Source organism: Nocardia sp. NPDC004860 (assembly GCF_040609015.1).
In the GTDB taxonomy this organism is placed as follows: domain Bacteria; phylum Actinomycetota; class Actinomycetes; order Mycobacteriales; family Mycobacteriaceae; genus Nocardia.
Window position 1 is genome coordinate 39,461 of the sequence record NZ_JBEXJI010000036.1, and the last position, 11,841, is coordinate 51,301.

An 11,841-nucleotide genomic window follows, 5' to 3' on the forward strand; every position below is an offset into this window, starting at 1 on the left:
CGGCCAGGGGGTCGATTGCCGCCCGCGATCAGGCGAGGGCGGGCTGCTGATCGGCGTCGAGCAACCAGTCGTTCGGCGCGAAGAGCTCGAAATGGACTCGGTCCGAAGGGATTCCGGCGGACATGAGCTGGGCGCGGACGTACTGCAGGAAGCCGGTGCCACCGCACAGGTAGTAGTCCGCGTCCTCGGGCAGATCGACCTGGGTGACGTCCAGCAGCCCGTGGCCGTCGGCCTCGTACCAGGCGCGGAAGTACACGTCCGCCAACCGGTGGGCGAGCTCGTCGACCGTCTCGCGCAGCGGGTGCGCGGTGGTGGAGCGGTCGGCGTGCAGGATGACAGTCCGGCGCGTGGGGGTTTCGGCCGCCAGGTATTCCAGGATTCCCGCCATCGGGGTGACGCCGATGCCCGCGGAGATGAGCACGACCGGCGTGGTGGCCTCGGTGTCGATGGTGAGATCGCCGAAGGGCAGCGTGATTTCGAGGGTGTCGCCCGCGCCGACGGTGTCGTGCAGCCAGTTCGAGACCTCACCGGCCGGCGTGTCCGCGTCGGCGAGCACCTTGCGCACGGTGAACGCGAGCCGGCCGTCGCCGCCGCGATTGATCAGGCTGTACTGACGCAGCTGGCGGGCGCCGTCGGGCAGTCGCGCGCCGACCGAGATGTACTGTCCCGGAACGAATCCCGGCAGCGGTTCGGACGGATCGGCGGACTCCACCACGAAGGTGGCCGCACCCGACGGGTCGTCGATGCGCTGCACCACCCGGGTCTCGCGGAACACGTCGCCGGGCGCGACGCCCGCGGCGTCGTAGAGCTCCCGCTCGAAATCGATGAGCGTGGTGGCCATCAGCCAGTACACGCGATCCCAGGCCGCGGCGATCTCCGGGGTCACCACGTCCGCGCCCAGCACCTCGACGATGGCGGCGAACAGATGCTCGTGGACGATGCGGTATTCGGGCTCGGTGACGCCCAGCGAGGCGTGCTTGTGGCCGATACGGGCCAGCAGTTCCCGCGGGTGCGGCAGGCCGGGGTCGACGAGGTGGGTGGCGAACGCGGCGATGGAGGCGGCGAGCGCCCTCTGCTGTGCGCCCTGATGCTGGTTGCCGCGGTTGAAGCGATCGCGCAGCAGCTCCGGGTGGGCGGCGAACATCTTGGTGTAGAACAGCGGGGTGATCTGGTCGATGTGCGCGGCCACCAGGGGCAGGGTCGCGCGAATCACCTCGGCGTGCTCGGCCCCAAGACCTTGGGTAGTGGATTCAGCCAGCTCGGGGAATGTGTTCAGCGTGGAATCCGGCGCGAGCCTCATGAGGTCTCCTAGGTGTCGATGAGTGAAGCCGCCGGGAATACCGGCATATACAGCAGCTCCACGGTGCGCTGATCCACCAGATCGGACAGGACGTACCGATCGAGTTCGGCGTAGAAGGCGTTCTGCGCGGTGGCGAGGACGCCCCGCAAACGGCACGCATTCGCCAATGGGCACGGATTGTCGCCGCCACACTCGATGACTTCGTTATCACATTCGAGGTGCCGAACAATAGTGCCGATGGTGGTTTTTTTACCCGCCTCGGTCAGGAAGATCCCGCCGCTGCGTCCGCGCTGGGACTCGACATAGCCCAGTTCGGCGAGCCGGGAGACGGCTTTGGCAACGTAGTTTTCGGAAGCATTCACCTGTCGCGCAATGAGTTTGACGGTGACTCTTTCCTCGGCATCACTGCTGACCGCCAGGCGCATGAGCGACCGCAAGCCGAGATCGGTGAACCGGGAGAGCTGCATGGGCCCAACGGTACTTATTCCGATTGGGAAAAGCAGGTTTTCCTGCTGTGCGCTTTAATACGTGAATCCGTGCGGAATATGTTACGCCGGACACATTTTCACGAGACGGTCTATAACTTGTCCAGCAAATCCCTGGCAGCGACCGGCATCGCTGCCAGGGATATCCCCTCAGGCTTCGGCCATGAGCGTCGTGCGTGTGGCCAGCGCGTAGTAGATGACCAGCGCCAGACCGCACCCGATGAACCAGCTGTACTGGGCCGCGGTGTGCATGCCGTAGACGTCCTTGGCCAGCACCGGGAACACCGCCGCGATGGCGCCGATCACGGTGGCGATCACCGCGACCGGATTGAACCCGTTGCGGTACCAGTACTTTCCGCGCTCGGCCATGGTGAACAGGTCGTCCACCACGATGGTCCGCTTGCGCACCAGGTAGTAGTCGGCGATGAGCACCCCGAACAGCGGGCCGATGAACGCGCCCAGCACCTCGAGGGTGTAGTGGATGACGTCCGGGTTGTTGTACAGGTTCCACGGCGTGATCAGCACCGACCCGACCGCGGCGATCATCCCGCCCATGCGCCAGCTGATCTTCTGCGGGCTCACGTGCGAGAAGTCGAAGGCCGGCGAGATGAAGTTGGCGACGATATTGATGCCGACGGTGGCGATGGTGAAGGTCAGCGCGCCCAGCACGATGGCGAAAGTGGAGTCGATGCGCGAGACGGTCTCGACCGGATCGGTGATGAGCTCGCCGTACACCGGGATGGTCAGCGACGCGGTGATCACCACGAGCAGCGAGAACGCCAGGAAGTTGACCGGCAGGCCGAGCAGGTTGCCGCGCTTCACCGCCGCCATGGACTTGCTGTAGCGGGAGAAGTCACCGAAGTTCAGCATCGGCCCGCAGAAGTAGGACACCACCAGCGCGATCGCGCCCAGGACCACGGGCAGCGCGTCCCAGCCGTGGTACTTCACCGCGCCCAGCTGCAGGTCGATGGCGCTCCAGCCGGCCTTGTAGATCAGGTAGCCGCACAGCAGGAACATGACGACATACACGGCGGGACCGCAGAAGTCGATGAACTTGCGGATGGACTCCATGCCCTGCCAGAACACGGCCGCCTGCACCACCCACAGCACCAGGTAGGCGCACCAGCCCAGCAGCGACAGGCCGAGGAAACCGTAGTCGCCGGACTTCGCGTACGGTGCCAGGCCCGGGAAGAGCTTGACCGCCACCACGATCAGCGCCGCCGAGGCCAGGTAGGTCTGAATCCCGTACCAGGCCACCGCGATCAGGCCGCGGATGATGGCCGGGATGTTCGCGCCCTTCACGCCGAAGGCGCTGCGGCACATGACCGGATACGGCACGCCCGCCCGCTGGCTGGGCGCGGCCACCAGATTGCACAGGAAATATACGATCGTGATGCCGATGAGCAGCGCGGCCAGCACCTGCCAGCCGGCCAGGCCGAGGGCGAAAAGGCTACCCGCCGTGACGTATCCGCCGACGCTGTGCACATCCGACATCCAGAAGGCGAAGATGTGGTACGAGCCCCAGGTCTGTTTCTTCAGGGGGGCGAGATCGTCATTGGTGAGCCTGGGGTCGTAGTCTGGAGCAGGTGTCGCCGCGGCGGGCTCCGCGCCCGCCGACGCGGGGGTGACGATGTCGGTCATGGGGTGTATCCGATCCGAAAGCCGATGATGGTGGGCTCAAGGTAGGAACGAGCCGTTCCCCGTGGATTGCTTTTCGGTTTCCGGGTTATTGCGTGATCCATATATCTTTCGCGAACGACAGGCGCGTGAATACCTGGCAACATGGCCCGCATGGAGCTCATGGCGCGGATCGAAGCGGCGGCGACCCTGCTGACACCGGTGATCCGGCGGACTCCCGTGGTGGCCTCGCGGGTGCTGTCGGAGCGCATCGGGCACGAGGTCTGGCTGAAGTGCGAGAACCTGCAGCGCACGGGATCGTTCAAGCCGCGCGGCGCCTACAACCGGATCGCCAATCTGTCCGCGGCCGAGCGGGCGCACGGGGTGGTGGCGGCCAGCGCGGGCAATCACGCGCAGGGGGTGGCGTGGGCGGCGACCTCGCTCGGGATCGACGCCACGGTGTTCATGCCGGTGGGTGCGGCGCTGCCGAAACTGGTGGCCACCAGGGCCTACGGCGCGACCGTGCACCAGGTGGGCGACACCATCGACCAATCCCTCGCCGCCGCACGGGATTTCGCGGAACGCACGGGGGCGACGGTGGTGCATCCGTTCGATCACATCGACATCGTGGCCGGGCAGGCGACGGTCGGGCTCGAAATCCTCGACCAGCTCCCGGATGTCGGCACGGTGCTGGTGCCGACGGGCGGCGGGGGCCTGCTCGCGGGGGTGGCTGCGGCGGTGCAGCGGCTGAAGCCGCAGGTCCGGGTGATCGGTGTGCAGGCCGCCGAGGCCGCCGCCTGGCCCGCCTCGCTCGCGGCCGGGAAGCCGGTGGCGCTGGAACAGATGTCCACCATGGCCGACGGCATCGCGGTGGGCCGGCCCGGAGAGGTGCCGTTCGAGCACATCGTGGACAGCGCGCCCACCATCGTCACCGTCGACGAGGACGCGCTGTCCAAGGCGCTGCTGCTGTGCATGGAGCGGGCCAAGCTGATCGTCGAACCCGCGGGCGCGGCGGGCGTCGCGGCGCTGATGGCCTGCAGCCCAGCCGAACTCGCGCTGGAAGGCCCGGTCTGCGCCATCCTCTCCGGCGGTAATATCGACCCGCTGCTGCTGACCCGCGTCATCGGCCACGGCCTCAGCGCCGCCGGCCGCTACCTCGCCGCCCGCGTCACCATCTCCGACCGTCCCGGCAGTCTGTCCCGCCTGCTCGCCGAGCTCGGCCGCACCGGCGCCAGCGTCCTGGACGTGGTCCACTCCCGCACCGGCGCCTGGCTCGCCATCGACGAGGTCGAGGTGCTGCTCACCCTCGAAACCCGCGGCCCCGCCCACCGCGACGAGATGCTCACCGCCCTCGCGGACGCCGGATACCTGGTGCGCGTGCAGGATTGACGACAGCGGAAGCCGTCATAGTCAGTGCGCCCCACCGAGTTCCAGCGCCAGCACCCCCGCGATCACCAGCACGATCCCCCCGATCTGCACCGCCGTGATCCCCTCGTCCAGGAACAACGCTCCGATGGTCGCCACCGCCACCACCCCCACCGCCGACCAGATCCCATACGCCACCCCGATGGCCATCCCCCGCTTCAAAGCCTGCGACAGAAAATAGAACGCCGCCCCGTACCCGATCACCACGATGATCGAAGGAACCAGCCTGGTGAATCCCTCCGAGATCTTGAGCGAAACAGTCGCCGTCACCTCACACGCAATAGCCAACGCCAGCAACAACAAAGTCATACCCGCACAGTAACCACCCTTCTCCCCGCGCCCGGCAACCGATGAAACTCGACGCCCAGCCGCAACTCCGGCGCCTCGGCCAACCGCTCGAGCATCGGAATCGCCGACATGGTGCCCCGGCCTCGAACCTCGCCGCCGCAGGTTGCTTCAGCCCGGCCCGATCCGCGAGTTCGGACTGAGTAAGTCCGATGCCCGTCGGTTCACCGGGTGGGTTTCTGCGCCTCCACGCTAGCGGGCGAAGTGCCCGGTTACGTCCTCGTCCGAGGCGGCGGAGCAGAGTACGCGCTGCCGAACTGTTAGAGGTGCACGAGTGCGGTCATGGGGGATACACCCAGGGTGGTGAGCATGGCGGCGCCCTCGGTGGCGTCCGCGCCACCGGCCAGGATCCGGGTTCGGGCCGACTGATAGACGCAGCCTGCGGACTCGAAAGTGGTTGCGGTGGACAGCAATCGGTCGCGGTCCTTGGCCAGTAGGGCTTCGGCTCGGTCGATGATGGCCGTGGCCACCGGGTTTCCGGTGACCTCGGTGCGCGCCTGCGCGAGATCGCCTGATGTGGTGGTGTTCCCGGTCAGGGCGGCGGCTTCGGCGTGCAGGGCCAGGTACCAGGGCAGCCACGCGCCGGTCACCCGGGTGCGCGCCTCGGCCGGGGTCAGTTCGGTGCGTTCCAGCGCGTCCTCCGGCTGGCCGTGGTGCAACATGAGCAGCGCGTCGAAAACGGCCTGGTAGCCATCGGCATCCGTGGCCGGGGTGCCGAGTTGCTGGAGTACGCCGGTCCATTCGCGTTCGGCGTCGTAGTCGTCGCGCAGGCCGTGGATCATGCGCACCCCGGCCACGGCCGCGCCGAGCGCGGAGCGGGCCGGGCGCTCCTCACGATGCCAGGCCTCGAGGAAGCGCGCGCTGTGTGCGAGGACATCTTCGACATTGCCCGCCAACGCATCCGCCACCAGCAGGCGGCTGGTCGCGGTATGCCCGACCTCGGCCAGCATCGGATGCTCGGCGAGTTGCCGTCCCCAGCGGCGCGCTCCGGCCAGATCGCCCGCCCCGAGACCGAATTCGGTGGCCTGGCCGAGAGCGTCGATCAGTTCGTGGGTGCCGACCGGGTTGTCCGGTGTGGTCGAGAGCAGCCGGATACGCCGCCGTGCGGTGGCCGCGGCGGCGCGCAATTCGCCGGCTCGGCTCTGAGCGGCGGCGAGGGCATCGAGGGCGGCGGATTCGGCGAACGGGTCACGGGTGGCGTGCGTGAGCTCGACAGCTCGCTCCACACTCGAAACGACTTCCGGCGCAGGAACATCGGTAACGCCCTGCGGCGCACCGAAGGGATTGGCGAGAACGACGGCCTCGGCCAGTGCGATGGCAGCCCGAGCAGCCTCCGCCCGAGCCGGATCGACCGTGACAGCCCCGGCCCGGGCGATATCGGCCGGAGCAGCGGAAGCCGGCGCGGCATCTGTCCCCGCCGCAATACCGGCCGGAGCGGCTGACGTTGGTGCGGCGGCGAGGCGGCGCGCCTCGGCGATGAGTGCGACCAGGTCTTCGCGGGCCGGGATGCGCTCGAACTTGCCCCAGAATCGATAGGCGGATGCCGCCGCGGTCGCCAGGTCGATGGACGCGGCGGCGGAATCGCCGGCGCGCTGGGCGAATTCGGCGGCGGCGCGGTACAGGCGGTACATGTCATCGCCATTGCCCTGGCAACCGGCCGCGGCCGCGGCGTGCCGCAGCAATTCCGCGGCGGCGGCCGGGTCGTCGGCGAGGTGGGCGGCCTGCTCGTAGCGCCATCGGGATTCGCCGGTGAGGTGCCGGGTGAACATCAGGGGAGCCAGCAGCCGCGCCAGGCCGTAGGCGTCGCTTCGACGGTCGGGGCGTTCGCAAGCCCAGCCGAGTGCCGCGCGGAAATCGTCTGCGGCGGTATCGAATCGGGCCCGCCAGTCGGCTCGCACCACCGAGAGGTCGCCCGCCTCGGCCAGGCACCAGCGCAGATGCCCGGCGCGGGCGTCGGTCACCTCACCCGCCGCCTCGAGTTGTTCGAGACCGTACTGCCGGATGGTCTCCAGCGCGCGGAATTGGGTACCGGTCGGCGTATCGGTCACCACGAGCAGGCTCTGTTCGACCAGTCGCGCCAATCCGGCTGCCACCGCACCCTTGTCGAGGCCCGCCGCGTCGGCCGCCGCCTCGACCGGGAACGAGGTCATGAACACCGAGACCCGCCGCAGCAGCATCCGGTCCTCGGGCTCGAGCAGGGCGTGGCTCCAGTCGAGGGCCGCGCGCACCGAGCGGTGCCGGTCGTCGGCGCGGGCGCCGCCGGAGAGCATGCGCAGCTGATCGTCCAAACCGGCGGCGAGACCGTCCAATCCGAGCGTGGTCCAGCGGGCGGCCGCCAGTTCGATGGCCAGCGCCACGCCGTCGAGGCGTTCACAGAAGGTCGCGACCTGGTCGCGCATGGCGTGGTTGGGCGGCCAGCCGCCCGCCGCCGCGCGGTCCATGAACAGGGCGACCGCGTCCGAATCACCGTCACCGGCAAGCGACATCGGCGGCACGGAGTACACGCGCTCGAACGGCACCATCAGCCGGGCGCGGCTGGTGGCCAGCACGCTCATACCCGGGCACGCCGCCAGCAACTGCTCTACGAAGGGGGCGACGCCGTCCCGCACGTGTTCGCAATTGTCCAGCACCAGCAGCGCGTTCCGGTCGGCGAGCGCGGCCAGCACGGCGCGGTCGAAGCCGCGGCCGGGCTGCTCACCGATGCCCAGCGCCATGGCGACGGTGCCCGCGACCACACACATATCCGGGCTGGCGATCGGCACCAGATCGACGAACCACACGCCGTCGGCGAAGTCGGAGGCCACGTCCGCCACCACCGCCAGGGCGAGCCGGGTCTTGCCGACGCCGCCGGGTCCGACCGCGGTCACCTGCCGCTGCGTCTTGATGAGTTCCGTGAGCTCCGCCCGCTCCCGCGTGCGACCGATGAACGAGGTCAACGGTTTCGGCAGCGCCGGCGCGGGTCGCGGGCTCGCGGCGCGGGTCGCCGCGGCGTGCAGGGCCAGCGCCCGCCGGTCGGGCATATCCAGTTTCCGCAGCAGCGAGGACACGTGGCTCTCCACCGTGCGCACCGAGATGAACAGTCGCGCACCGATCTCGGCATTACTGAGGTGCTCGCCCACCAGGGTCAGCACTTCCGCCTCGCGAGTGGAGATTTCCGACGTCACAGCCATGAATTCAGTCTGCCGCATGGTCGCCGGAAGACGGTACCGATGGGTTCGGTGTGGCTCCGTGGTGGATTCCGTGGTCACCACGGATGTGGCCGAGGGGCCCCGGGAGCGAAGCTGAATGCACACCGGGTTCGCAGGAGCCAACCGGACCACAGGGTCGCTTCGGACCCCCACTCACCAGGAGAAATCATGACCACGCTGGGCATCAGGACCGTGCTGCACCCCGTCTCCGACCTCGCCGCCGCCAAGACCGTCTACACCGCGCTGCTGGGCATCGAGCCCCAGACCGACTCGCCCTACTACATCGGTTTCGAGTCCGAGGGGCAGCACATCGGCCTGGTCCCCGCGGGCAGCCCGCAGAGCCCGGCCGCCCCCGTCTCCTACTGGCACGTCGGCGATATCGAGACCAAGGTCGCCGAGCTCACCGCAGCCGGCGCGACCGTCCAGCAACCCGCGCGCGAGGTGGGCGGCGGCCGCCTGGTCGCCACCCTCACCGATGCCGACGGCAATGTCCTGGGCCTCATCCAGGACCGCTGACCGCTCCACCGCCCAGCCTTCTCCCCCACTCCCGCAAAGGAATCCAGCCATGACCACCGAAACCACCACCAAGAAGACCACCGCTGAGAAGACCACCGTCGGCTTCAGCGCCGAAGAGCGCGCCGCCATGAAAGACCATGCCGCGGAACTGAAGACCGCCGCCCGCCGCAACTCCCGCTCTGCCAAGGCCGACGGCGAACAGGACGTCCTGGCCAAGATCGCCGAAATGACCGGCACCGACCGCGAGATCGCCGAACGCCTCCACGCCCTCGTCACATCCGTGGCCCCCGAACTCACCTGCAAGACCTGGTACGGCATGCCCTCCTACATGCGCGACGGCAAGATCGTCTGCTTCTTCCAGACCGCCGCCAAGTTCAAGAACCGCTACGCCACCCTCGGCTTCAACGACATCGCCAACCTCGACGACGGCGACCTGTGGGCCGTCAACTACGCACTGAAGGCCATGACCCCCGCGGTCGAAGCCCGCATTACCGACCTCCTGAAGCAGGCCCTGAGTTAGTGCCGGCTCCAGCAAGGGTTGATCGTGTAACCCGCCACCCGCGGTGGCGGGTTACACCATCGGCCATCGACCTGGTAATGCCGCGTCAGGCAACGCGGTAGGTTGATCCGTTGGCAAGCAATAGGATTGAAAAGAGAGAGCTCCTCCGCGTTCGCTGAGATTCTGCTGAATTACCTTGCCATACTGGACATTTCGGGTTTCCGGGCCTTGCCGACAGCGGTAGAATTAGCACATGAATTCGAAGGAGGCAACACTCGACACCTGCGGCATCGCCGAATTGGCGACCGCGGTCGAGACCTTGTCGAATTCGATCCTCCACGGCAACCTGGATCAATTCACGGACAGTGAAGTCGTGGAATTGATGCGCAAGCTGGAGACCTGCAAACGGCAACTGTCCGCGCTGGATTCGCGATTGGTCATCGAAACCTCCGACCGTTCGCTGCCGCAGCAGAATGGGGACAACGATCTGGTGCCGTTCCTGCGTCACACCCTCGGTTTGTCGCGCTACGACGCCTCGGTGCGGGTGAAGATCGCCGGTGCGTGCGGAGAGTTCTTCGACCGCACCGGCCAACCGTGCACAGCGACTCTGCCCGCGACCGCCAAAGCCTTTGAGACCGCCGCCATCTCCCGCGACCAGGTGCGCGGCATCGTCGAGATCATGACGCACCTGCCCTCCGATATCCCCACACAAGCGCGGGCCGAGGCCGAGGAACTGCTGGTTGCGTTCTGCCACACCGAATCCCCCGACGACCTGCCCAAGATCGGCCGCGAAATCCTCGCCCGCCTCGACCCCAACGGGACCGTGATCTCCGATGCCGACCGGCGTCACCGCCGCGGCATCATGATCGGCCGCCCCGGCGTGGACGGCATGTCGAAGATGGAAGGCTGGCTCACCCCCGGACTGCGCGCGTCGCTGGACGCGATTCTCGCCAAGTTCGCGCGGCCGGGCATGTGCAACATCGACGACGCCGAAATACTGACCGCCACAGCACGAATCGATTCCAAGGTCCTCGAAGCGGCCGCACGCCGCGACCGTCGCGATGCCGCACAGCGCACCCACGACGCGCTCTACGCGCTGCTGCAGCCGGACATCAACATTGGCCAGGCCGGAGTCAACGCCACCAAGCCCCGTGCCAGCGCGGCCGAACTCGATGTCAATACCGCCATGCTCGGCATCTCCCCCGCCGAACTCGCCGTCAACACCGCCACGCTCGGCATCTCCCCCGCCGAACTCGATGTCAATACCGCCACGCTCGGCATCTCCCCCGCCGAACTCGCCGTCAGCACCGCCACGCTCGGCATCTCCCCCACCGAACTCGCCGTCAGCACCGGCACGCTCGGCATCTCCCCCACCGAACTCGCCCTCAACACCGTCAAGCTCGGCATCAGCGCTGCCGAGCTCGGCTCCCACCGAGGCATGCGCGTGCAGCCGGTGCTGACAATGAGCCTGGCCGATGTGGAGCGCGGCGCGGGTATGGCGACCACCAGCACCGGCGGCCACGTAACCATCCACGAGGCCCTCGTGCTGGCTCAGGGCACCCGCCCGGTGCTCGCGGTATTGGACGCCAATGAGATTCCGGTCTACCTGGGCCGCTGCAAGCGCCTTGCGACCTCCGCTCAGCGCCTCGCCCTCATCGCCCGGGACAAGGGCTGCACCCGCCCAGGCTGCGATGCACCCGCGAGTATGTGCGCCGCCCACCACGTCACCGACTGGGCCGCCGGCGGACCCACCGACCTGAACAACCTGACATTGGCGTGCGATCACTGCCACGCACTCGTCAACAACAGCCCGGACGGGTGGAAAACGATTGTGATGGGCCAGGATTCACCACACCCCGGACGGTGCGCATGGATCGCACCCAAGCACATCGATCCCACCCGAACCCCACAGGTCAACGAGCGTCATCACATGGCGGAGCGGGTGGCCGCCAGGATCGAATCCGGTTGCCGGGAGTGGAGTTCGCGGGTGGCGTGAGCCCCGAGGCGGCCGCTCTCCCACACCGTGTGCGCAGGAACGAGGAGGTGTAGTTGCGTCCCCGCCCTGCCGCACTGGAGCTGACACCCAACCGGGAGCCACACCTCACCTCCCAGCCCACCGAGTGCACGCATCACCTCTACCGACAACTCGAAACCGTTTACCGACGTTCGAGACCGCCAGGGATTTCCTCAGCTCATGGTTCTTTGACAAATACACAGAGACGATGAACGGCCGGGCCGTGATGGGGCTGGTAGGCGAGGGGGCCTCGCAAGCTCGGACACCCTCTCCCTCCTCCAGGCATCTTTTATCTTTTGTCTCTTCAGTCTTTTGGCTCTATCGTCCTACTGTGATCTTCTTCGATGGAAAGGGCGCCAAGCGCCCCTGCCGGTGATCCCCGGCCAGTGGTCGGCTCCCGAGTTCTCGGATGACCGGACCACTTTTCACGCTCACGCTCTCAGCCTCACCGC

The 11,841-nt window shown here is 67.7% G+C and carries 9 protein-coding genes; 4 read left to right on the top strand and 5 right to left on the bottom strand.

Translation table 11 applies throughout. The features are described 5' to 3' along the window. Positions 1-28: 28 nt before the first annotated feature. The 3 genes from ABZV44_RS39525 to ABZV44_RS39535 all read right to left on the bottom strand — a co-directional run bounded on the left by ABZV44_RS39525 (position 29) and on the right by ABZV44_RS39535 (position 3,426). Positions 29-1,300: a globin domain-containing protein gene (locus ABZV44_RS39525; RefSeq protein WP_354848461.1), complete on the bottom strand. Its 1,272-nt coding sequence runs from the start codon at positions 1,298-1,300 to the stop codon at positions 29-31. An 8-nt stretch (positions 1,301-1,308) separates the two neighbouring features. After that, complete coding sequence (locus ABZV44_RS39530; RefSeq protein ID WP_354848464.1) at positions 1,309-1,767, bottom strand: Rrf2 family transcriptional regulator; 459 nt, start codon at positions 1,765-1,767, stop codon at positions 1,309-1,311. 168 nt (positions 1,768-1,935) lie between these two features. Then, complete coding sequence (locus tag ABZV44_RS39535) at positions 1,936-3,426, bottom strand: NCS1 family nucleobase:cation symporter-1 (protein WP_354848467.1); 1,491 nt, start codon at positions 3,424-3,426, stop codon at positions 1,936-1,938. 141 nt (positions 3,427-3,567) lie between these two features. On the opposite strand from ABZV44_RS39535, the gene ilvA reads away from it, so the two are divergent. After that, the gene (gene ilvA / locus ABZV44_RS39540; RefSeq protein ID WP_354848470.1) at positions 3,568-4,791 is read left to right on the top strand and encodes a threonine ammonia-lyase; all 1,224 of its coding nucleotides are present in this window, start codon (positions 3,568-3,570) and stop codon (positions 4,789-4,791) included. Positions 4,792-4,812: 21 nt separating this feature from the next. On the opposite strand, the gene ABZV44_RS39545 is transcribed toward ilvA, so the two are convergent. Together ABZV44_RS39545 and ABZV44_RS39550 are read right to left on the bottom strand one after the other, a co-directional pair. After that, positions 4,813-5,136, bottom strand: coding sequence for a multidrug efflux SMR transporter (locus ABZV44_RS39545; protein ID WP_354848473.1), 324 nt, complete (start codon positions 5,134-5,136; stop codon positions 4,813-4,815). Positions 5,137-5,432: 296 nt separating this feature from the next. Further along, positions 5,433-8,342, bottom strand: coding sequence for a LuxR C-terminal-related transcriptional regulator (locus ABZV44_RS39550; protein ID WP_354848476.1), 2,910 nt, complete (start codon positions 8,340-8,342; stop codon positions 5,433-5,435). Between the two features lie 186 nt (positions 8,343-8,528). On the opposite strand from ABZV44_RS39550, the gene ABZV44_RS39555 reads away from it, so the two are divergent. The 3 genes from ABZV44_RS39555 to ABZV44_RS39565 all read left to right on the top strand — a co-directional run bounded on the left by ABZV44_RS39555 (position 8,529) and on the right by ABZV44_RS39565 (position 11,371). Then, complete coding sequence (locus ABZV44_RS39555; RefSeq protein WP_354848479.1) at positions 8,529-8,876, top strand: VOC family protein; 348 nt, start codon at positions 8,529-8,531, stop codon at positions 8,874-8,876. 49 nt (positions 8,877-8,925) lie between these two features. After that, complete coding sequence (locus tag ABZV44_RS39560) at positions 8,926-9,396, top strand: DUF1801 domain-containing protein (RefSeq protein ID WP_354848482.1); 471 nt, start codon at positions 8,926-8,928, stop codon at positions 9,394-9,396. Between the two features lie 232 nt (positions 9,397-9,628). Continuing rightward, positions 9,629-11,371, top strand: coding sequence for a DUF222 domain-containing protein (locus ABZV44_RS39565; RefSeq protein WP_354848485.1), 1,743 nt, complete (start codon positions 9,629-9,631; stop codon positions 11,369-11,371). Positions 11,372-11,841 lie beyond the last annotated feature (470 nt).

What these genes read in the sequence shown, in the direction of transcription:
- ABZV44_RS39525 (WP_354848461.1), bottom strand. Translation starts at nt 1,300, where the DNA reads ATGAGGCTCGCGCCGGATTCCACGCTGAACACATTCCCCGAGCTGGCT.
- ABZV44_RS39530 (WP_354848464.1), bottom strand. Translation starts at nt 1,767, where the DNA reads ATGCAGCTCTCCCGGTTCACCGATCTCGGCTTGCGGTCGCTCATGCGC.
- ABZV44_RS39535 (WP_354848467.1), bottom strand. Translation starts at nt 3,426, where the DNA reads ATGACCGACATCGTCACCCCCGCGTCGGCGGGCGCGGAGCCCGCCGCG.
- ilvA (WP_354848470.1), top strand. Translation starts at nt 3,568, where the DNA reads ATGGCCCGCATGGAGCTCATGGCGCGGATCGAAGCGGCGGCGACCCTG.
- ABZV44_RS39545 (WP_354848473.1), bottom strand. Translation starts at nt 5,136, where the DNA reads ATGACTTTGTTGTTGCTGGCGTTGGCTATTGCGTGTGAGGTGACGGCG.
- ABZV44_RS39550 (WP_354848476.1), bottom strand. Translation starts at nt 8,342, where the DNA reads ATGGCTGTGACGTCGGAAATCTCCACTCGCGAGGCGGAAGTGCTGACC.
- ABZV44_RS39555 (WP_354848479.1), top strand. Translation starts at nt 8,529, where the DNA reads ATGACCACGCTGGGCATCAGGACCGTGCTGCACCCCGTCTCCGACCTC.
- ABZV44_RS39560 (WP_354848482.1), top strand. Translation starts at nt 8,926, where the DNA reads ATGACCACCGAAACCACCACCAAGAAGACCACCGCTGAGAAGACCACC.
- ABZV44_RS39565 (WP_354848485.1), top strand. Translation starts at nt 9,629, where the DNA reads ATGAATTCGAAGGAGGCAACACTCGACACCTGCGGCATCGCCGAATTG.